The sequence below is a fragment of the Aquabacter albus genome (assembly GCF_040049275.1).
Taxonomy (GTDB): Bacteria; Pseudomonadota; Alphaproteobacteria; order Rhizobiales; family Xanthobacteraceae; genus Aquabacter.
Genome location: NZ_JBDZDT010000003.1, coordinates 398,573 through 418,793, shown reverse-complemented (window position 1 = coordinate 418,793; position 20,221 = coordinate 398,573). Strand labels below are relative to the sequence as shown.

At 67.8% G+C, this 20,221-nt stretch carries 21 protein-coding genes; 11 read left to right on the top strand and 10 right to left on the bottom strand.

Annotation, left to right across the window (positions count from 1 at the left end):
• Positions 1 to 120 precede the first annotated feature (120 nt).
• From ABLE91_RS08375 to ABLE91_RS08365, 3 genes are read left to right on the top strand one after another with little or no spacing between them, the layout of a single operon-like run.
• Positions 121 to 1,605: a replicative DNA helicase gene (locus tag ABLE91_RS08375; RefSeq protein ID WP_348930292.1), complete on the top strand. Its 1,485-nt coding sequence runs from the start codon at positions 121 to 123 to the stop codon at positions 1,603 to 1,605.
• On the top strand, positions 1,602 to 2,708 hold the full coding sequence (gene alr / locus ABLE91_RS08370; RefSeq protein ID WP_348930290.1) for an alanine racemase: 1,107 nt from the start codon (positions 1,602 to 1,604) through the stop codon (positions 2,706 to 2,708). Before ABLE91_RS08375 ends, alr begins: the two co-directional genes overlap by 4 nt.
• A gap of 10 nt (positions 2,709 to 2,718) precedes the next feature.
• Entirely contained in the window at positions 2,719 to 3,309 is a 591-nt protein-coding gene (locus ABLE91_RS08365) for a hypothetical protein (protein ID WP_348930288.1), read from the top strand.
• 74 nt (positions 3,310 to 3,383) lie between these two features.
• On the opposite strand, the gene ABLE91_RS08360 is transcribed toward ABLE91_RS08365, so the two are convergent.
• Positions 3,384 to 5,201: an ABC transporter transmembrane domain-containing protein gene (locus ABLE91_RS08360; RefSeq protein WP_510181919.1), complete on the bottom strand. Its 1,818-nt coding sequence runs from the start codon at positions 5,199 to 5,201 to the stop codon at positions 3,384 to 3,386.
• 98 nt (positions 5,202 to 5,299) lie between these two features.
• Here ABLE91_RS08360 and rpmE point away from each other — a divergent pair, with 98 nt between their 5' ends.
• Positions 5,300 to 5,524: a 50S ribosomal protein L31 gene (rpmE, locus tag ABLE91_RS08355; RefSeq protein ID WP_348930284.1), complete on the top strand. Its 225-nt coding sequence runs from the start codon at positions 5,300 to 5,302 to the stop codon at positions 5,522 to 5,524.
• A gap of 546 nt (positions 5,525 to 6,070) precedes the next feature.
• On the opposite strand, the gene ABLE91_RS08350 is transcribed toward rpmE, so the two are convergent.
• A complete protein-coding gene (locus ABLE91_RS08350; protein ID WP_348930283.1) occupies positions 6,071 to 6,259 on the bottom strand; it encodes a DUF1192 domain-containing protein in 189 nt (62 codons plus the stop codon).
• Positions 6,260 to 6,374: 115 nt separating this feature from the next.
• On the opposite strand from ABLE91_RS08350, the gene ABLE91_RS08345 reads away from it, so the two are divergent.
• Together ABLE91_RS08345 and ABLE91_RS08340 are read left to right on the top strand one after the other, a co-directional pair.
• Positions 6,375 to 7,376, top strand: a complete 1,002-nt coding sequence (locus ABLE91_RS08345; RefSeq protein ID WP_348930281.1) for an NAD(P)H-quinone oxidoreductase — start codon at positions 6,375 to 6,377, stop codon at positions 7,374 to 7,376.
• 139 nt (positions 7,377 to 7,515) lie between these two features.
• Positions 7,516 to 10,422 (top strand): EAL domain-containing protein, encoded by a 2,907-nt coding sequence (locus tag ABLE91_RS08340; protein ID WP_348930279.1) that lies wholly within the window; start codon positions 7,516 to 7,518, stop codon positions 10,420 to 10,422.
• 235 nt (positions 10,423 to 10,657) lie between these two features.
• Here ABLE91_RS08340 and ABLE91_RS08335 read toward each other — a convergent pair whose 3' ends face one another.
• Positions 10,658 to 11,275 (bottom strand): YqgE/AlgH family protein, encoded by a 618-nt coding sequence (locus ABLE91_RS08335; protein ID WP_348930278.1) that lies wholly within the window; start codon positions 11,273 to 11,275, stop codon positions 10,658 to 10,660.
• A 146-nt stretch (positions 11,276 to 11,421) separates the two neighbouring features.
• On the opposite strand from ABLE91_RS08335, the gene ABLE91_RS08330 reads away from it, so the two are divergent.
• Both ABLE91_RS08330 and ABLE91_RS08325 read left to right on the top strand, forming a co-directional pair.
• Positions 11,422 to 12,249, top strand: coding sequence for a protein-disulfide reductase DsbD domain-containing protein (locus tag ABLE91_RS08330; protein ID WP_348930276.1), 828 nt, complete (start codon positions 11,422 to 11,424; stop codon positions 12,247 to 12,249).
• A gap of 107 nt (positions 12,250 to 12,356) precedes the next feature.
• Positions 12,357 to 12,842, top strand: coding sequence for a peroxiredoxin (locus ABLE91_RS08325; protein WP_348930274.1), 486 nt, complete (start codon positions 12,357 to 12,359; stop codon positions 12,840 to 12,842).
• A gap of 340 nt (positions 12,843 to 13,182) precedes the next feature.
• Here ABLE91_RS08325 and ABLE91_RS08320 read toward each other — a convergent pair whose 3' ends face one another.
• Complete coding sequence (locus tag ABLE91_RS08320) at positions 13,183 to 13,389, bottom strand: YdcH family protein (protein ID WP_348930272.1); 207 nt, start codon at positions 13,387 to 13,389, stop codon at positions 13,183 to 13,185.
• A 301-nt stretch (positions 13,390 to 13,690) separates the two neighbouring features.
• Here ABLE91_RS08320 and ABLE91_RS08315 point away from each other — a divergent pair, with 301 nt between their 5' ends.
• Positions 13,691 to 13,870, top strand: coding sequence for a YdcH family protein (locus tag ABLE91_RS08315; protein ID WP_348930271.1), 180 nt, complete (start codon positions 13,691 to 13,693; stop codon positions 13,868 to 13,870).
• A gap of 94 nt (positions 13,871 to 13,964) precedes the next feature.
• A complete protein-coding gene (locus ABLE91_RS08310; RefSeq protein ID WP_348930269.1) occupies positions 13,965 to 15,782 on the top strand; it encodes an ABC-F family ATP-binding cassette domain-containing protein in 1,818 nt (605 codons plus the stop codon).
• 58 nt (positions 15,783 to 15,840) lie between these two features.
• On the opposite strand, the gene ABLE91_RS08305 is transcribed toward ABLE91_RS08310, so the two are convergent.
• A complete protein-coding gene (locus ABLE91_RS08305) occupies positions 15,841 to 16,308 on the bottom strand; it encodes a GNAT family N-acetyltransferase (RefSeq protein ID WP_348930267.1) in 468 nt (155 codons plus the stop codon).
• Between the two features lie 101 nt (positions 16,309 to 16,409).
• On the opposite strand from ABLE91_RS08305, the gene ubiG reads away from it, so the two are divergent.
• Positions 16,410 to 17,171 (top strand): bifunctional 2-polyprenyl-6-hydroxyphenol methylase/3-demethylubiquinol 3-O-methyltransferase UbiG, encoded by a 762-nt coding sequence (gene ubiG / locus ABLE91_RS08300; RefSeq protein WP_348930265.1) that lies wholly within the window; start codon positions 16,410 to 16,412, stop codon positions 17,169 to 17,171.
• Between the two features lie 7 nt (positions 17,172 to 17,178).
• Here the strand turns inward: ubiG and ABLE91_RS08295 are convergent, their stop codons facing one another.
• From ABLE91_RS08295 to ABLE91_RS08275, 5 genes are all read right to left on the bottom strand, one after another.
• Entirely contained in the window at positions 17,179 to 17,688 is a 510-nt protein-coding gene (locus ABLE91_RS08295) for a hypothetical protein (protein ID WP_348930264.1), read from the bottom strand.
• Positions 17,666 to 18,511 carry a hypothetical protein gene (locus ABLE91_RS08290; protein ID WP_348930262.1) on the bottom strand — a complete coding sequence of 282 codons (846 nt, stop codon included), beginning with the start codon at positions 18,509 to 18,511 and terminating at the stop codon, positions 17,666 to 17,668. The genes ABLE91_RS08295 and ABLE91_RS08290 overlap by 23 nt, the downstream gene beginning before the upstream one ends.
• Complete coding sequence (locus ABLE91_RS08285) at positions 18,504 to 18,719, bottom strand: hypothetical protein (RefSeq protein WP_348930260.1); 216 nt, start codon at positions 18,717 to 18,719, stop codon at positions 18,504 to 18,506. Before ABLE91_RS08285 ends, ABLE91_RS08290 begins: the two co-directional genes overlap by 8 nt.
• Positions 18,720 to 18,846: 127 nt before the next feature.
• Positions 18,847 to 19,320, bottom strand: a complete 474-nt coding sequence (locus tag ABLE91_RS08280) for a DUF1178 family protein (RefSeq protein WP_348930258.1) — start codon at positions 19,318 to 19,320, stop codon at positions 18,847 to 18,849.
• Positions 19,317 to 20,195, bottom strand: coding sequence for a carbon-nitrogen hydrolase family protein (locus tag ABLE91_RS08275; RefSeq protein ID WP_348930257.1), 879 nt, complete (start codon positions 20,193 to 20,195; stop codon positions 19,317 to 19,319). Before ABLE91_RS08275 ends, ABLE91_RS08280 begins: the two co-directional genes overlap by 4 nt.
• Positions 20,196 to 20,221: the final 26 nt, after the last annotated feature.

Genomic DNA, 20,221 nt, shown 5'->3' with positions numbered 1-20,221 from the left:
AGAAACGGTCTTTATCCCCGCTTTTATTCGCAGGGGAGAGCTGGGGTCGCGTGAACGGTTCGGCAAGGCCGTTCAGGTTGAATTTGCTAAACGTGTCGGCCGGCCATCATAAGGCGCACCATGCTCGACCTTCCCGCAAAACAGGGGCAGCACGACCCCTCCTACCGTCAGGCCCCCCACAATGTGGAGGCGGAGCAGGCGCTGCTGGGCGCGATCCTGGTCAATAACGAAGCCTTCTACCGGGTGTCCGACTTCCTGCGGCCGGAGCATTTCTACGAGCCCATCCACGCCCGCATCTTCGAGCTTTCCGGCGCCCTGGTGCGCGCCGGCAAGGTCGCGACCCCGGTCACGCTGAAGACGTTTTTGCCCGCCGATCTGGATGTGGCGGGCCTCTCCGGCCCGCGCTACCTCGCCCGGCTCGCGGCCGAGGCCACCACCATCATCAATGCCGAGGATTACGGCCGGGCCATCTACGACCTCTCGGTGCGGCGCGAACTGATTCGCATCGGCGAGGAGATCGTCACCGACGCCTACGATGCTCCCGTGGAGGCGAGCCCCCAGGAGCAGATCGAGGAGGCGGAAAAGCGCCTCTACGCCATCGCGGAAAGTGGGCGCTATGACGGCGGGTTCCTAAGGTTCGGCGAGGCGCTGCGCGAGGCGGTGGACATGGCGTCCAACGCCTTCCAGCGCGAGGGCCACCTCTCCGGCATCGCCTCGGGGCTCGATGATCTCGACCACCAGATGGGCGGGCTCCAGCCCTCCGACCTGATCATCCTCGCCGGCCGCCCCGCCATGGGGAAGACCTCGCTCGCCACCAACATCGCCTACCATATCGCGGCGAGCTATCGCGGGGAGACCAAGCCGGATGGTTCAACCGAGGCGCTGAGCGGGGGCATCGTCGGCTTCTTCTCGCTGGAAATGTCGGCCGAGCAATTGGCCACCCGTATCCTCTCCGAGCAGACCGAGATTCCCTCCTACAAGGTGCGCCGCGGCGACATCAACGAGAGCGAATTCTCCAAGCTCGCCGCCGCCGCCCAGACCATGCAGGTGGTGCCGCTCTATATCGACGATACCGGCGGCATCTCCATCGCCCAGCTCACCGCCCGCGCCCGCCGCCTGAAGCGCCAGAGGGGGCTGGACTTCATGGTGGTGGACTATCTCCAATTGCTCACCGGTTCCTCCAAGACCGCCTCCCAGGGCCGCGTGCAGGAGATCACCGAGATCACCACGGGCCTGAAAGCGCTGGCGAAGGAGCTGCGCGTGCCCATCATGGCGCTCTCCCAATTGTCGCGTCAGGTCGAAAGCCGCGACGACAAGCGCCCCCAGCTCTCGGACCTGCGCGAATCCGGCTCCATCGAGCAGGACGCCGACGTGGTGATGTTCGTGTTCCGCGAGGAGTATTACCTGAAGGGCAAGGAGCCGAAGCCCGGCACGGAGGAATGGTTCAAGTGGGAGACCGACATGAAGGCGTGCGAGGGCACGGCTGAGGTCATCGTCGGCAAGCAGCGCCATGGCCCCACCGGCACGGTGAGGGTGCAGTTCGAGGCGCAGTTCACGCGCTTCTCCAACCTCGCCGACAAGGACCGTTTCCCGGAACAGCGATGAACCATCCCTCCGGCTGCGCGAGCGCGGTCCTCACCATCGATCTCGGCGCTTTGGCCGACAATTGGCGCACCCTCGCCGCGCGGGTCGCCCCCGCCGAATGCGGGGCGGTCGTGAAGGCGAACGCCTATGGGCTGGGCGTCGAGCAGGTGGCGCCGGCTTTGTGGGCGGCGGGCGCGCGCACCTTCTTCGTCGCGCTGATGGAGGAGGGCCTCATTCTGCGCGACGTGCTGCCCGAGGCGGACATCTATGTCCTGGGCGGGCTGCTGCTCGGCACGGCGGAGGCATTCCCCGGGCCGCGCCTGCGCCCGGTTCTCAGCAGCCCGGCGGAGATCGAGGATTGGGCGCGCCTGTGCGCCGCGCGCGGCGTGGATCTGCCCGCCGCCATCCATGTGGATACGGGCATGAACCGCCTCGGCCTCACCCTGGAGGAGGCGTTTGCCCTGGCGCAGCGGGGCGCGGGGTTCACCCCGTCCCTCATCGGCACCCACCTCGCCTGCGCCGACACGCCGGGCCATCCCTTCACCGCGCTCCAGCGCGAGCGGTTCGCGCGGGTGGCCGCGGCATTTGCCGGCATTCCCGCCTCCCTCGCCAATTCCGCCGGCTGCCTCGGCGGACGCGAGCTTCATTTCGATCTCACCCGGCCGGGCATCGCGCTCTATGGCGGCGTCGCGGTGGCGGGCACGCCGCCCCTGAAGCCGGTGGTGCGGCTTGAGGTGCCGGTGATCCAGGTGCGGAACGGCCTGCCGGGGGACAGCGTCGGCTATGGCGCGGCGCAGACCCTGAAGCGGGAGAGCCGCATCGCCATCCTGTCCTTCGGCTATGCGGACGGCTTCTTCCGCGCTTATGGCGCGACGGACGCGCATGCCGGCGCCGATGCCATCATCGCCGGCCGGCGCTGCCCGCTGGTGGGGCGCGTCTCCATGGACCTCACCGCGGTGGATGTGACCGACCTTCCCGAAGGCGCGGTGAAGCGCGGGGACATGGCGGTGATCTTGGGGGACGGCATCAGCGTGGACGAGCTGGCCGCCCATGGCGGCACCATCGGCTATGAGGTGCTCACCTCGCTCGGCGCGCGCTATCGGCGGGTCTATTCGGGCGGGTGAAGGGCGGGAGATGAGCGGCTTCGATCTGGTCTCCCGGGTGTTCGGCATCTTGCTGGGGCTGGCCACCGCCGAGGTGCTGAAAGGCTTCGCCCGCGTCTGGCGCATCCGTCAGGGCGCGGAGACCCTTGAGACCCCCATGCGCATCGGCTGGCTGGTGCCGCTGCTCGGCATCCTCATCGTGCTGGACCAGATCACCTTCTGGTTCAAATTCGCGGAGCTGGGTCCCCATCTGCCCGTGGACATGTTCGGCCTGTCCGGCATGATCGCGGTCATCGGTGCCTATTACGGCCTGTCGACCTTCGTCTTCCCGCCGGAGATGAAGCAATGGCCCGATTTCGATGAATACTATTTTCAAGTCCGTACCGTCGTCATCGGCGGGCTTCTGGCGATCAATTTCATGGTGCTGGGGTATCAGATCGGCTTGATGGCCGTGGGCGTGGAGCTGCCCGATGACCCCAGTTCGAGTTCCATTCCGGCCGGCATCGAGGTCTTCGGCGTCACCGCCTTGTTCGCGCTCCTGTTCACCAGGAGTGTGCGCGCGAACATGGTCCTGTTGATCATCGCCAACGTCGCGACGCTCGCTTCCGATCTGCCATTCTAGGGCGCGCTCCGATCATCCCGTATGGCGGGGGATCGGAAACGCGGTGTTTCGGCGAGATCGCGAGGCCGCCTGCCTCACGCCGCCACGTTGAACTGGAGTGCGGCGAGGCGGGCATAGAGGCCGCCCTTGGCCACGAGCTGGCCGTGGGTGCCCTCGTCCACGATGCGCCCGTCCTCCATGACGAGGATACGATCGGCCGAGAGCACGGTGGCGAGGCGGTGGGCGATGACGAGGGTGGTGCGCCCGGCCATGGAATGCTCCAGCGCCGTCTGCACCAGCGTCTCGCTCTCCGCGTCGAGGGCGGAGGTCGCTTCGTCCAGCAGCAAGATGGGCGCCGCGCGCAGGATGGCGCGTGCGATGACGATGCGCTGGCGCTGGCCGCCGGAAAGCGTCACGCCCCGCTCGCCCACCATCGTCTCCCAGCGCTCCGGCAGGCGGTCCACGAACTCGTCCACCAAAGCGGCGCGCCCGGCCTCTTCCACTTCCGCATCGCTCGCCTCGGGGCGGGCGAGGCGGATGTTCTCGCGCACCGTGTCGGCGAAGATCGCCACCTCCTGAGGCACCAGAGCGAGCTGGCGGCGCACCGCGACGGGATCGCATTGGGCGATATCCGCCTCGTCCAGGAGGATGCGTCCGCTTTGCGGGTCATAGAACCGCTCCAGCAGCTGGAACACGCTGCTCTTGCCCGCGCCCGACGGCCCGACGAGCGCCACCCGCTCACCCGGGCGAACCGAGAAGGAGATGTTGTCCAGGGCCTGGTGGCCGGGGCGGGTGGGATAGGAGAAGGACACCTGATCGAAGCGGATGGCGCCGGAAATGCGGGCGGGCAGGGCCAGGGGACGGGCCGGGGCGCGCACCAGCGGCTCCACCTTCAGCAGCTCGCCGATCCGCTCGGCCGCGCCGGTGGCGGCCGAGACCTCGCCCCAGGTCTGCGACAATTCCCCGAGGCTTGAGGCGGCGAGCACGGCGAACAGCACGAACTGGCTGAGATCGCCCCCCGTCATGGTGCCGGCGAGCACCGACTGGGCGCCCATCCAGAGCACGGCGACGACGCTGGCAAACACCAGGAAGATGCCGCAGCCGGTGAGCAGCGCCCGCGCCCAGGTGGCGGCGCGCGCGGCATCGAAGGCCCGTTCGGCTTCCCTGTCGAACCGCGCCCGGGCGGCGCCTTCGGCGCTCGACGCCTGAACCGCGCGCATGGCGCCGATCACTTCGGAGGCATAGGCGGAGGCGTCCGCCAGCGTGTCCTGCGCCTTGCGGCTGCGCCCGCGCACCTTCCGGCCGAAGCCCACCAACGGCAGGATGATGAAGGGGATGGCGACGAGGACGAGGCCCGACAGGCGCGGGCTCGTCACCACCATCATGGCCGCCGCGCCGATGCACATGACGAGATTGCGCAGCGCCACCGAGGCGGAGGTGGCCACCGCCACCTTGATGTGGGTGGTGTCGGCGGTGAGGCGCGAGGTCAGCTCGCCCACGCGGGCGGTGTCATAGAACGTGCCGTCGAGGGTGGTGAGGCGGGCGAACACCGCGCTTCTAAGGTCCGCTACCACCCGCTCGCCCAGCGTGGTGACGAGGTAGAAGCGGATGGCGGACGCCGCCGCAAGCACGGCGGCGACGAAGACGAGCACCGCGAAATAGCGATCGATCAGGCCCACATGGTCGGCGGCGAAGCCGTAATCGATCATGCGCCGCACCGCGATGGGCAGGGTCAGCATGGCGAGCGCCGCCGCCACAAGGGCCGCCAGTGCCGCCGCGATGCGCGTGCGGTAGCGCAGCGCATAGGGCAACAAGGCGAGGAGCGGGCCCAAAGAGGGGCGCCGCTTCGTTTCCGTAGGGGAAGGCGAGATTTGGTCCCGGTCGGAGACCTGTGATGTGTCCGCTTGTGTCAACGCATGCTCTCGGCTATAGACCCGCCACTTCCGTCAGGAAACGAATTGAGACCGCCGCCGTTGGCCAATGGCGCGAGGCGGCGAGAAGGATCGACCCTATGAAAAGCGACATTCACCCCGACTACCACTTCATCAAGGTGGTGATGACGGACGGTTCCGAGTACACGACGCGGTCCACCTACGGCAAGGACGGCGACACGATGCAGCTCGACATCGATCCCCGTACCCACCCGGCGTGGACCGGCGGCACGCAGCAGCTCCTCGACCGCGGTGGCCGCGTGTCGCGCTTCAAGAACAAGTTCGGCGGCCTGCTGAAGAGCTGATCGGGAGCCTCTGCTCCCTTGTCCTCCTTCAAGTCTCTCCAAAGAAGAGCCGCCTTGCGGCGGCTCAGTGAGACAAGGAGGAACGCCATGCGGGCGCTCGGAGAAGAACGGCTTCCGAGGCCCATGTCCGGTCAAGGACAGCGTCAGGATGACGCAAATGGGTTAACGCGGCGTTAAGGGTTTTTGCTGCTTCGGACGGGAGCCTGCTAAGGTTTGGTTCCGACCGGCAGGAGCGCCATGCCCTCGCCCCGCGCCCCCTCACGAAACGACATTGAAAACCACCGTCATGCCCGGGCATCCACGTGTCTCCGTTAGCCCCGCACCCAGCAGAGCCTCGTGGATGGCCGGGACAAGCCCGGCCATGACGGATGTAGAGGATTGTGCGACCAGCCTCTCCGGCCGGGTGGAAGGCGTTTCTTGCCCGTCATGGTCGGGCTCGAACCGGCCATCTGCCTCAAGGTTGTGCACTAGGGATGACGAGGGATGCCTGGATCAAGTCCGGGCATGACAGCCTCAAAAGGCACGCTGCCCCGCCTGTGACCTCCCCTAGAATTTAAACACGGACTCCGCCGCATTGAGCGAGGCGCGCTTGGCGGTGAGTGCCGCCTCCAGCCGGGCAATCTCTTCCCTGTAGAGCGCGATGCGCTCCTCGATCTCCTCCAGCGACAGGCGCGAGAGGTCGGCGCCGGGCTCCAGCGGTGAGGGTTTCGGCCTCGGGCGGTCTTCCTCCATCATGGGCTGCCTCCTCTCGTGCGCGCATTTACGCCATTCTCGCGCTGCGCCGCCTTTGTTACTAGACCCCCAACCTTTCGCCGCGCCGTCACGGCGCCGACCCTTACGGATCCGCGCCATGACAGATCTTCCCGCCACCATGACCGCCATCACTATCCCGACGCCGGGAGGCCCCGAGGCCCTGGTGCCTGGCACGCGGCCGGTGCCGCAGCCGGGCAAGGGGGAAATCCTCGTGAAGGTGGCGGCCGCCGGCATCAACCGGCCGGATGTTGTGCAGCGGCGCGGCCTCTATCCGCCGCCGCCCGGCGCGTCGGACATTCCGGGCCTGGAGATTGCCGGCACCGTGGTGGCCCTGGGGGAGGGCGCGTCCCGCTACGCCATCGGCGATCAGGTCTGCGCCCTCGTCACCGGCGGCGGCTATGCGCAATATTGCCCGACGCCGGAAGTCACCGCGCTGCCGGTGCCCTTGGGCCTGTCGCTCCAGGAGGCGGCGGCCATCCCCGAGACCTTCTTCACGGTGTGGAGCAATGTCTTCGACCGCGCCCGGCTGCAGCCCGGAGAGAGCCTTCTGGTCCATGGCGGCACGGGCGGCATCGGCACCACCGCCATCATGCTGGGCAAGGCCTTCGGGGCGAAGGTGTTCACCACCGCCGGCTCGCCCGAGAAGTGCGAGGCCTGCCGCAGCCTCGGCGCGGATCTCGCCATCGACTACAAGACCCAGGATTTCGTGGCCGAGGTGAAGGCCGCCACCGGGGGCAAGGGCGTGGACGTCATCCTCGACGTGGTGGGCGGGACCTATATCCAGCGCAATTTCGAGGCCGCGGCCACCGACGGGCGCATCGCGCAGATCGCCTTCCAGGACGGCTCGAAGGCGCAGGTGGACTTCATGCGCCTTATGCTGAAGCGGCTCACCCATACCGGCGCGACGCTTCGCTCCCGGCCGGTGGCCGACAAGGCCGCCATCGCCCGCGCGCTGGAAGAGAAGGTCTGGCCGCTGCTGGCGCAAGGCGCCCTGCGCCCGCTGATGGACCGGATCTTCCCCTTTACCGACGCCGCCGGCGCCCATGCGCGCATGGAGACGAGCGCGCATATGGGCAAGATCGTACTGGAGGTTGCATGACCGTGGGCGATCGCGCGTGAAGGGCGCGGTGGTCCAAAGGTTCGGCGGCTCCAGCGCGGCCTTCGCCTTGCTCCGGCCGCAGGGGGGCTTTAGTGATGGGACTTCGTCCCGGTGGCAGACCGGGCGCGGAGGCTCGCCGTTGCGTCTTGTTCTTGCCCTGTGTGTGTTGCTGCTCGCCGCTTTGGCGCCGGTGGTGCCGGCCTATGCGGTCGAGGCGGTGGCCATTCGGCTTGATGCCAAGGTCACGGACCTCCTGCCCGCCGCAGAGCGTATCGCCACCGATACGGACCGCATCCAGGTCTCCACCGTGCCCGGCGCCGACGGCATCGTGCGGCGCATCGAGGTGCACACCACGGACGGCCGCCCCAAGGCGGACTGGATCGTCTTCGCCCTCTCCAACAACACCGACGAGCAGGTGGACCGGCTGATCGTCGCGCCGTTCTATCGCATGGTGGGCTCGGGCCTGTTCTGGCCGGACCTCGGCAACCGGCGTATCCTGAACCTCACCCCGAGCCAGGGCTTCAAGCCGGAGCGCCAGGCGGCGCCCGACGCGGACGTGTTCCTCGTCACCCTCGATCCCGGCTCCACCGTCACCTTCATCGCCGAGATGGCCGGGCCGAACCTGCCCCAATTCTATCTGTGGGAGCCGGACGCCTATAAGGACAAGGTCAACTCCTTCACCCTCTATCACGGCATCGTCATCGGCATTGCGGGCCTGCTCGCGCTGTTCCTGACCATCCTGTTCGTGGTGAAGGGCTCGGTGATGTTTCCGGCCGCCGCGGCGCTGGCGTGGGCGGTGCTGGGCTATATCGGGCTCGATTTCTCCTTCTGGTCGAAGGTGTTCGGCCTCTCCCCCATCGCCGAGCAGTTCTGGCGCGCGGCGGGCGAGGCGATCCTCACCGCGACGCTGCTGGTGTTCCTGTTCGCCTATCTCAACCTCAACCGCTGGCACGTGCGCTACATGCATGTGGCGGCGGGCTGGCTGGTCTTCCTCGCCGCCCTCGTGGTGGTGGCACTGCTCGATGCGCCCGTGGCGGCGGGCATTGCGCGCCTCTCGCTGTTCGCCGTGGCGGTGGCGGGGCTGGGCGTGGTCATCTGGCTGTCCCAGCATTCCTACGACCGCGCGGTGCTCATCATCCCCACCTGGCTGCTGCTGGTGGTGTGGGTGGTCATGGCCGGGCTCACGGTGGAGGGCCTTGTCACCAACGACATGGTGGCGCCCGCGCTCTCCGGCGGCCTCGTGCTCATCGTGATGCTCATCGGCTTCACCGTGATGCAGCACGCCTTTGCCGGCCTCGGCGCTATCCAGGGCTCCACCTCGGATCTCGAGCGCCGCGCGCTGGCGCTGGCCGGCTCCGGCTACATCGTCTGGGACTGGGATGTGGACTCCGACCGCATCTACACCTCACCCGAGGCCGAGGAGGCGCTGGGCCTCAAGCGCCGCTCGCTGGAGACCGAAGCCGCCGGCTGGCTGGAAGTGCTCCACCCCGCCGACCGCGACCGCTTCCGCGCGACGCTGGATGGCATCATCGACCAGCGGCGCGGGCGCATCGACCAGGATTTCCGGCTCCGCGCCATCGACGGCCATTACCTCACCTTCAATCTGCGCGCCCGCCCGGTGGTGGGTGCGGACGGCGAGGTGGTGCGGTGCGTGGGCACGCTCACCGACGTGACCGGCGAGCGCATGGCGGCCGAGCGCCTGCTGCACGATGCGGTGCGCGACAACCTCACCGGCCTGCCGAACAAGGAGCTGTTCCTCGACCGGCTGGACCAGGCCATCACGTTCGCGCGCATCGACGACACGCTGAAGCCCACGGTCATGTTCATCGACCTCGACCGCTTCAAGCAGGTGAACCTCTCCGTGGGCATGGCCATGGCGGATTCCATCCTGCTCACCGTGGCGCGCCGCATGATGCGCCTGTTGAAGCCGCAGGACACGCTGGCGCGCATCTCCGGCGACCAGTTCGGCCTCATCCTCATGTCCGAGCGCGACCCCGAGCGCATCACCACCTTCGCCGACACGCTGCGCCGCTCGCTGCGCGCGCCCATCACCTTCGCCGACCGGGAGGTGTTCATCACCGCCTCCATCGGCCTCGTCCTGTCCGGCCCGGACCTCGCCAAGAGGAACGAGGTGCTGAAGGACGCGGAACTCGCCATGTATTACGCCAAGCGCATCGGCGGCGACCGCATCGAGGTGTTCCGCCCCGCCATGCGCCAGCAGAAGATCGACCGCCTCTCGCTGGAGAGCGACCTGCGCAGCGCGCTGGAGCGGGACGAGATCCTGGTGCGCTACCAGCCCATCGTGCGGCTGCACGACCGCGCCATCGGCGGCTTCGAGGCGTTCCTGCGCTGGAAGCACCCGACCTTGGGCGAACTGGCCGCCGACGAATTCCTGCCCATCGCCGAGGAGAGCGGGCTGATCCTCGATCTCGGCCTGTTCGCCCTGGAGCGCGCGGCACGCCAGCTCGGCCAGTGGCAGCGTCAGGTGCGGGTGGACCCGCCGCTCTTCATGAACGTCAATGTCTCCTCCCGGCAGCTCCTGCGGCACGACCTGATCCAGGACCTGAAGGCGGTTCTCGCCCGCAACGCGGTGGCCCCCGGCTCGCTGAAGCTGGAAGTGGCCGAGGCGCTGGTGATGGAGAATCCGGAATATGCCGCCGTGATGCTGGCGCGTATCCGCGAACTGGGCGCGGGCCTCTGCCTTGACGATTTCGGCACCGGCCAGTCGGCCTTGTCCTATCTCCAGCGCTTCCCGTTCGACACCATCAAGATCGACCAGCGCTTCGTGCAGGAGAGCGCCAAGGGCGCGGCCCGCGCGGCGCGGCCCATCATCGTCGGCTCCATCATCGACCTTGCGCACCATCTCGGCATGGAGGTGATCGCGGAGGGGGTGGAGAAGGAGACGGAAGCCGGGGAAATGGCCCATTTCGGCGCGGAATACGCGCAGGGCGTGCTGCTCGGCGAGCCCCTCACCAGCGAGGAATGCCGCGCGCTGTTCGAGCCCATGCCCGCGGAACCGCGGCGCCGGCGTCAGGCGGCGGGGTAGGGCGGGGCGCTCTTGTCCTGGACAAGTGAGCGCATAGCGCGAACGCAGATCCGGGACCCAGCGCAAGAGTCCGGCGAAGCCGGCAATGGCGCGACCAGCGCCCTCACGCCCTCGCCGCGCGGCGAGGGCTTATTGAAGCGCCTTCGGCGGTCTCTTGCGCTGGGTCCCGGGTCGCATTCCACTGCGCTTCGCTGCGTTGCATGCGCCCAGGACAATGGCGACGGCTATGGGCACCCTACGCGTGCCCGGCCTCGTTCGAGAGCATGCCCGGCACGATCCCCAACCGCCGCAGCGCCAGGTCGTATTTGGCCTCCACTACATCGCCGAACACGAGATCGGGATCGGCGTGGCAGTGCAGCCAGCCATTGGCCTGGATTTCGGTTTCCAGCTGCCCCGGCGCCCAGCCCGCATAGCCGAGCGCGAGCACCGCGTTGGAAGGCCCCCGCCCGCCGGCAATGGCTTTCAGGATGTCGAGCGTGGCGGTCAGGCAGATGCCCTCGTCGATGGGCAACGTCGAATTCTCGATGAAATAGTCCGCCGAATGCAGCACGAAGCCGCGTCCCGTCTCCACCGGCCCGCCCCGCAGCACCTTCACCGCCCCCGCTTGCTTGGGCAGCAGAATGCGCTCGGCGGCGGCGACCACGTCGAGCTGGACCAGCAGGTCGGCGAAATCGATATGGTTCGCGGGCTGGTTCACCACGATGCCCATGGCGCCCTCGGCCGAGTGGGCGCACAGATAGATGAGGGTGCGGGAGAAGCGCTCGTCCTGCATGGACGGCATGGCAATGAGCATCTTCCCGTCGAGAAACTCGGGTGGACCACCGGACGCGAGGCTCTTGAGATCGACCATCATGGGGCAAAGCCTACCGCGATGTGGATCGTTTGAAAACGCCGATGAGGCCCAAGGGGATCCCGCACCGGCCTCTCCGGCCGCAACGTCACGTGAAATTGCGTGGTGCGGCTTTGCACTTCGCGGCCGGACAGGTTAGGCGCATGGGCATGGTTACACCCCGCATCCTCCCGCTCCTGTCCCTCCTCATCGCGGCGCCCCTGGCGGCCCAAGCCGGGGAGACGCCATGGGTGCGCACGCAGGGCGCCGATGTGCGCCTCGTGTCCGGCGGCATCGCGGGCGGGAAGCTGGAGGCGGGGGTGGAAATCCGCCTCACCACCGGCTGGAAGACCTATTGGCGCTATCCCGGCGACAGCGGCATTCCGCCCCGGTTCGACTGGAGCGGTTCCCGCAACGTGCGCGGCACCAGCGTCGCCTTCCCCGCACCACGCCGCTTCTCGGACGGGGCGAGCGGCCATTCCATCGGCTATAAGAGCGGCTCCGTGATCCTGCCCGTGACGGTGGAGCTGGACACGCCCGGCAAGGCCACGCTGCTCGAGCTGTCGCTGGATTTTGCCGTGTGCGAGGCGCTCTGCGTGCCTGCGCACGCGCAGCTCTCCCTGGAAATACCGCCCGGAGACGGCACGCCCAACGCCGCCTTGGCCGCCGCCCGCGCCAGCGTGCCGGTGCCCGCGCCGCTGGGCGCGGCGGCGCCCGGCATTGCCAGCGTCAAGGTGGATGCCGGCGCCACCCCGCCGGTGGTGGAGGTGATCGCCAACACCACGGCCGCCAATGCGGACCTGTTCGCGGAAGGCCCCGATGAGGCCTGGGCGCTTCCGCTGCCCAGCCGGCAGCCGGCCGGCGAGGGAAAGACCCGCTTCACCTTCGCTTTGGACGGGCTGCCCTCCGGCGCCACATGGAAGGGCGCGGTGCTCCGCCTGACCCTGGTGGATGGCGGCCGGGCGGTGGAGACCCCGGTTCCCTTGCCGGCAAACTGAGCCGGGGGCCAATCTCGGCCCTTTCGCAACGGCGAAATCTTTCTATTGTCTGCCGGCCAGCGCGGTCATGTCCCGCGCCTTCAGGCCAGCAATCTGCGGAGAGAATGATGCCCATCTCAGTCGGCGACGCCTTGCCCTCGGCCACCTTCCGCGTGAGCACCGTGGACGGCCCCGTTCCCAAGACCAGCGAAGAGATCTTCAAGGGCAAGCGCGTGGTCCTGTTCGCAGTGCCGGGCGCCTTCACGCCCACCTGCCACAAGAACCACCTGCCGGGCTATATCGCCCGCGCCGACGAGATCAAGGCGAAGGGCATCGACACCATCGCGGTGGTGTCCGTGAACGACCCCTTCGTCATGGGCGCGTGGGAGAAGGCCTCCGGCGCCGACGACAAGATCCTGTTCCTCTCCGACGGCACGGCGGAGTTCGCCAAGGCCCTGGACCTCACTTTCGACGGCTCCGCCGCCGGGCTCGGCGTGCGCTCCAAGCGCTACTCCATGCTGGTTGAGGACGGCGTGGTGAAGGTGCTGAACGTGGAAGACGTGCCCTCCAAGGCCGACATGTCCAGCGCCCAGACCCTGCTGGGTCAGATCTGAGCCTTTGGTCCAATAAGACGTCATGGCCGGGCTTCGGCCCGGCCATCTCTTTCAGGACACGGCGCACCGGGCAATTCAAGAGATCCCCGGGTCAAGCCCGGGGATGACGGCGGTAGAGGTGGAATTTGTCCTGGACAAGCGACGCCGCAGGCGGAGCGCAGATCCGGGACCCAGCGCAAAAGTCCTGCGAAGCAGCCAATCCGCGACCAGCGTGAAAACGTCTCCGCCGCGCGGCGTCGGAAACGAATTGAAGCGCCTTCGGCGGTCCCTTGCGCTGGGTCCCGGATCTGCGCTCAAGCTTCGCTTTCGCTTGTCCAGGACGAGCGGCCGATTTTAAGATTCAGGCAATGATATCGGGGAAAAGTTCGTCCTCGAGGTGGCTGATGCGGTCCTTGAGCTGGAGCTTGCGCTTCTTCAGCCTCTGGATCTGCAGGATGTCCGACCCCGTGACCGCCATGAGGGCGGAAATGGCGGCGTCGAGGTCCCTGTGCTCCTGGCGCAGCCGCTCCAGAAGCGCCCGCAGCTCACGTTCCTCATCACTGGTCATGCACTGTTCCGCAACGCCCGAGCAGGAGCCGATGTCCGAATATGGCACGGGGCGCCGTCCCTGCAAGCACGACGAGCGGCCCTTCCCGGAGGAAATCCAATCAGCGCCGCCCATCCTAAAAAATCTTGTTTTATTTCAATGCATTGCCTAATGCGTCCCCGCGCGGCGCCTGCTCTCGGGGTGGACCGCCCGATCCGGCGAATTTCCCGAATCCCACCGGCTTGACCTACCGGAGGGTGGTCGACTCTTCGCCGCCTCCATGACAGACTGATGTCGTGTTGCAGACAGGGAGAGGCGCCTAATGTCCGTCCAGTCGCACCTTGAAGAGCTTCAGCGTCGTCACGCAGCTCTCCAGACGGAAATCAACAGAGAACTCGCACATCCGGCATCCGATCCGCTGCGCCTTGCGGAATTGAAACGCCGAAAACTCGTCCTCAAGGATCAAATCACCAAGCTTAGGGCACCCGCCACGGTCCACTGACCGGTAGGCGGGACTGAAGCTGGAGAGCGACCGGGACTGACCGGGGGCCGCGCAGGCGGTTCCCTCGCGGCGGAACATGTTCTATTCCGCCCGTATGGCTCCTCCCCTCATCCAGCTTCAGGACATCTACCTGCGCTTTGGCGCGACCCCGCTTCTGGCGGGCGCCGAGTTCTCCGTTGCGCCCGGTGAACGGCTTTGCCTTGTCGGCCGCAACGGCTCGGGCAAGTCGACGCTGCTGCGCATCGCCGCCGGCCTCATGGAGCCGGACGGGGGCACGATCTTCGTGCAGCCCGGCGCCACCGTGCGCTATCTCCCGCAGGAGCCGGACTTTTCCGGCTTCGCGACCACGCTTGCCTATGTGGAAGCGGGGATGGGAGAGGGCGACGATGCCTATCGCGCCCTCTACCTCCTGGAGCAGCTCGGCCTCACCGGCGCGGAAGACCCGGCGAAGATTTCCGGCGGCGAGGCGCGCCGTGCTGCGCTCGCCCGCGTGCTCGCGCCCGAGCCGGACGTGCTGCTGCTGGACGAGCCCACCAACCATCTCGATCTGCCCGCCATCGAATGGTTGGAAAGCGAGCTGAAGTCGCTGCGCTCGGCCCTCGTCATCATCAGCCATGACCGGCGCTTCCTGCAGAACCTGTCCCGTTCCACCGTCTGGCTCGACCGGGGCGTGACGCGCCGTCTGGACCAGGGTTTTTCTGCCTTCGAGGGCTGGCGCGACCAGGTGCTGGAGCAGGAGGAGACCGAACGCCACAAGCTCGACCGCAAGATCGTCGCCGAGCTGGACTGGCTGCGCTACGGCGTCACCGCCCGCCGCAAGCGCAATGTGCGGCGCCTGGGCGAATTGCATTCCATGCGCCGCGACAAGAGCGAGGAGCGGCGCGGGCCGGGCGCGGTGAAGATCACCGTCACCGAGGCGGAGACATCGGGCAAGCTGGTGATCGAGGCGAAGGGCATCTCCAAGAGCTTCGGCGAGACCGCCGTGGTGAAGGACTTCTCAAGCCGCATCCTGCGCGGCGACTGCGTCGGCATTGTCGGGCCCAACGGCGCGGGCAAGACGACGCTGCTGAAGATGCTCACCGGCGATCTCAATCCCGACAGCGGCACGGTGAAGATCGGCGCCAACCTCGAAATCGCCTCCCTCGACCAGAAGCGCACCGCCCTCGATCCCGAAATGAGCCTGCGCGATGCGCTCACAGGGGGCGGCGGCGACACGCTCATGGTGGGCGGGGCGCCCAAGCACGTGATGGGATACCTCAAGGACTTTCTGTTCACGCCGGACCAGGCCCATTCGCCGCTGCGCGTGCTCTCCGGCGGCGAGCGCGCCCGCCTGATGCTGGCCCGCGCCTTGGCGCTGCCCTCCAACCTCCTGGTGCTGGACGAGCCCACCAACGACCTCGACCTCGAAACCCTCGATCTGCTCCAGGAGATGGTGGCGGACTATCCCGGCACCGTGCTGCTGGTGAGCCATGACCGTGACTTCCTGGACCGCACCGTCTCCTCGGTGATCGCGGCGGAAGGCAATGGCCAGTTCAGCGAATATGCCGGCGGCTATTCCGACATGGTCACCCAGCGCGGCCATGGGGTGGAAGCGAAGGCGAAGCCGGAGAGCGGGCGGGCGGGCAAGAAGCCCGCGGCGCTGCAGCCGACGGCGGGCAACAAGTCCGAGGACAAGCGCCGCCTCTCCTTCCACGAGAAGCATGCGCTCCAGACCCTGCCCAAGACCCTGGAGAAGCTGCGCACTGAAGCCGACAAGCTGGAAGCGGTGCTGGCCGACCCTGCGCTCTATGCCAAGGACCCCGGCAAGTTCGAGCGCACCTCCGCCGCCCTCTCCAAGACCCAGGCGGACATCGACGCGGCGGAAGAGGAATGGCTGCGGCTGGAGATTTTGCGGGAAGAGGTGGGGGGGTAGCCCCTGGAGGCAAACGTCAAGCCCGGCCATGACGGTGTGCTTGAGGGGTGGCACGGCCCTAACCCCCCGCCCGCCACTCCATGCGCCAGATGGCGCGGCCGGAGGTGGGGTTGGTGCCGGAAAACGCGATCTCGAAGCCGAGGCGGCGATAGAAGGCGACGGCGCGCACATTGTCCTGGTTCACGTCCAGCGCGATGCCGGCCGGGGCGCGGGCTTTCGCAGCGTCCATCAGCGCCTCCGCCGCGCCCTTGCCCCAGAAAGCGGGGGCGACCGCCAGTTGGTCGAGATAGCCGGTGGCGGGAGCGATGGCGACGAAGCCGGCCAGCGACCCGTCCGGCGCCTCCGCTACATGGAATTCCGCCCCGCCTTCCCGCAGCGCCTCCACATGCCCCAGGAACCAGGGCCGGCGCGCCTCGAAATCGATGTCCGGCATGGTGCGGTTCCAGCTCGCGACCCAGAGATCGGCGAGCGCCGGCAGATGCTCGGGCGCGAACGGGATGATGCGGAAGGGGAGGGGCTCGGGCATGGTCGGGGTGAACCTACCCAAGCGGCGAAGGCCCGTCGATGGGGCGGGCGCCTTGCCGCCGCCGCCCTCCCGGCGTAACCATCCCGCAGAAGGAGCCCCCCATGACCGAGGTGAAGACCACCATCGACCCCGAAGAGGTCGCCCGCTTCGAGGCGCTGGGCGAGGAATGGTGGGACACCAAGGGCAAGATGGCGCCGCTTCACGCCATCAATCCGGTGCGCCTCGCCTTCCTGCGCGACGTGCTGGTGCGCCGCTTCGGCCATGACCCGCGCGCCATGCGCCCGCTGAAGGGCCTGCGCATCCTCGATATCGGCTGCGGCGGCGGGCTGCTCTCGGAACCCTTGGCGCGCATGGGCGCCGAGGTGACCGGCATCGACCCCGCGCCCGGCAATGTGGACATCGCCCGGCTGCATGCGGAGGGCTCCGGCCTTTCTATCGACTATCGCGCGGCCACGGCCGAGGAACTGGCGGCGGCCGGCGAGAGCTTCGACGTGGTGCTGGCGCTGGAAGTGGTGGAGCACGTGGCCGACGTCGCGCTGTTCGTCCGGCAGGCGGCGCGCATGGTGGCCCCCGGCGGCCTGTTCGTGGGCTCGACGCTCAACCGCACGGCCAAGAGCTTCGCCCTTGCCATCGTGGGCGCGGAGTACGTGCTGCGCTGGCTGCCGCGCGGCACGCACCATTGGGACAAGTTCGTGACGCCGGAGGAATTCGAGGCGGTGCTCGCCGTAGCCGGCCTCGATGTCACGGAGCGCCTGGGGATGGTCTACGACCCCTTCGCGGGCGAATGGCGCCTCGCGGCCGACATGGACGTGAATTATTTCATCGTGGCCAGCCCCGCAGCGTCGCCCCGCTCGAAACTCTGACCGGCCGCTACCTCTGTGCGCCCTCTGCCGCCACCGCGATGCGCGTCAGGTTTGCCCAGGGATAGGTTGCGGCGTGGCAGTCCTTGTCGGCAATCACGCCGAGCAAAGGATGGACGGGAGCGGAAAAGCCGAGGTGCCTCAGGATGAGGCTCAGATAGAGCTGGAGGCGCGCCCGCATCGCCGGCTGCTCCGGAAAGATCGCGCCGTCAAAAACGAAGAAGAGCTGGGCGCCATCATCGGCCATGCGGCGCACCACTCCGCCGTGCCAGCCCTGCGGCGCCATATTGGCTAGGGTGATCCGGCAGGACGGCCGCTTTTCCGCGTCCACCAATGTCAGGTCGAGATTCTGGTGCACGCCCAGCACGCTCAGCCCCTGCTGTTCCAGAAAGGCGCGCATGGCGGACGTCATCAAGGGCGTCGCATCGACGTCCACCCTCGGGGCGGCGAGGACCTTCAGCATCACGCCCCCGATGAGGACTGCTGCCAGGAGCAGGCTAAAGAGCAGGCGTGCGTTCACGTCTGGCCGCATATGCGAAGATGCCGACCATCACGGCGAGGATCAGCAGGCTGAACGCCGCTCCGCCCTCAGGCCCGTGAAGGGCCTCGTAATAGCTGGGATAGAGGGCCAGGGCCGCCAGGCGCGCAATATTGACGGCGACGACCGACAGGCAGGCGAGGAGGGTCCATCCGGCCATCCGCCAGGACCAGTCGAGCCCGTAGCCCACCACGAAGGTGGTGCCACAGAGCAGGGCCAGCGCGAGATTGATCGCCGAGGAGCAGGCAGGGGCGATCCACAATGATCCCGACCCGTCGGGAAACGGCACCGTATTCTCAACGGCCTGCGTGCCGACGAGCGCCGCCACCATGGCGGCATCCGCATTCAATAGAGGGCCGCTGAAGAAAGAGATGAGCAGCCGCGCCCACATCATCGGCAGGCCGATGGCGAACAGCAGAAGCGCCGCCCGCCGCAGCGTCGAGCGCGGGGCGGAGGTTATGCCGAGATAGGCGCTGAGCAGCGTCAAAGCGAGCCAGCTCGTCTGGCCGAGCGGCAGCAGGAACGCCAGCAGGCACACCCCCGCCGCCACGCCGTCAAGCGGGAGCAGCGGCTCGCGCGGGGCCGACCACATCAGGTTCAGCAGAAGGACGCAGCTGATCCAGACGATGGCGCTGACATCGAAGGTCGCGAACACCGCCGCGTGCCACCCCATGTCCATTACGGACGTGATGGCGCGCGAGGCAAAGCCGTTGATCAGGCCGACCGCGGTCAGCCCGATCATCACCTCATGCCGGGCAAGAGCGCCGCGCGCGATTGAACCTGAGGCGTGGGCCGTGTCAGCCACGAAGCCGCTTGCGGATCAGATAATAGAGACCCACGCCCGCGAGGATGGGCAGGCCCGCGCCGGCCACCGGCAGAGGCGCGCCGTGGTTGCCGCCGCCCCCGTGGCCGCCGCCGCCGTGCCGTGCCGCGTCGTCCGACTGGGCCATGGCAAAAGAGCCGGGTGCCGCTGAAAGAGCTGCTGCCACAAGGAAAATATGAACGAACCGCATGAAAAATCTCCTGTCTTACAAATCCTTACCTAAGGGTAAGGTGATTATTTTAGCCGGGTATACCTGTAGTGGCAATATGAATGGGGGTTAATTTTTATTCACCCGCCCGACCGGGGAGGGGCAGCGCTCAGTTCCGGTCCTCGGGCAGGACCGGCAGGGGATAGACCTCCACCTCGTCCTCGCGCAGCGCCTTCACCTCTTCGGGGGTCGCCTCGCCATAGATGGAGCGATGCTCCACCTCGCCCTCGTGCATCTTGCGGGCAAGGTCGGCGAACTCGTCGCCCACATAGTCGGCGGTGCGGGTCACGTGGTCCTTCAGCTCGCGCAGCATGCGGCGGAACTGCTGCTCGCCTTCCGTCATCATGGCGACGGGTGCCGGGGCCGAAGGCGCGGCGGGGGCCTCGGGCTCCGGCGCGGAGCGCGCCTTGCCCCGATCGGTGCGGGCGACGGAGGGAGCCATGATGGCCTTGTCCACGGTGGTGGAGCCGCAGTCCGGGCAGGAGATGAAGGCGAGGGTGCGCTGCTTCTCGTAGCTTTCCGAGGAGGGGAACCAGCTTTCGAACTGGTGCCCCTGGACGCATTGGAGGGTGTAGCGGATCAAGACGAGGCTCCGACGAGGTGGAGGTGCCCCGCATGCCCGGCCTCGGACACCTCGAAGCGCCGGCCGTGCCGGAGCGAGGGGATGCGCTCGCGCACCGTCGCCACCTCTTTCATGTCGATCTCGGCCAGGATCACGCCGGGATCGGTGCCGCCCTCGGCGATGATGCGGCCCCAGGGATCCACCACCAGCGAGTGGCCATAGGTCTCGCGGCCGTTTTCATGACGGCCGCCCTGGGCGGCGGCGAGCACGTAGGCGCCGTTCTCGATGGCGCGGGCGCGCAGCAGGATGTGCCAGTGGGCCTCGCCCGTGGGGCGCGTGAAGGCGGCGGGCACGGTGAGCACGTGCGCGCCGGCCTCGGCCAGCCCCCGGTAGAGCGCGGGGAAGCGCAGATCGTAGCAGATGGTGAGGCCGAGATTGATGCCGTCCACGTCCCCCACCACGGCCCGCTCGCCGGGCCGGTAGGAGGTGGATTCCCGGTAGGTCTCGCCGTTGGGAAGATCCACGTCGAACATGTGGATCTTGTCGTAGCGCGCGGAGATCTCACCCTCGGGGGTGATGAGGAAGCCGCGATTCACCGCCCGGTGCTCGGAGATCTTCAGCGCCAGCGAGCCGATATGCAGGTGGATGGACAATTCCTGCGCCAGCGCGCGGAACGCGGCGAGGGCCGGGTCGGTCTCCTCCTCATGGAGGCGCTGGAACAGGACGGAGCGGTCCAGCTCCATGAGGTTCGTGGTCTCGGGCGTCTGCACATAGCGCGCGCCACCCTGCGCCGCCTCGCGGATGAGGGCGGTGGCGGAAGCGATGTTGGCGGCGACATCGCGGCCGGTACGCATCTGCACGAGGGCGATGCGCAGCATGTCGGTGGTCGTGCTCATCTGGTCTCGCTCACGAGAAAGAGGGC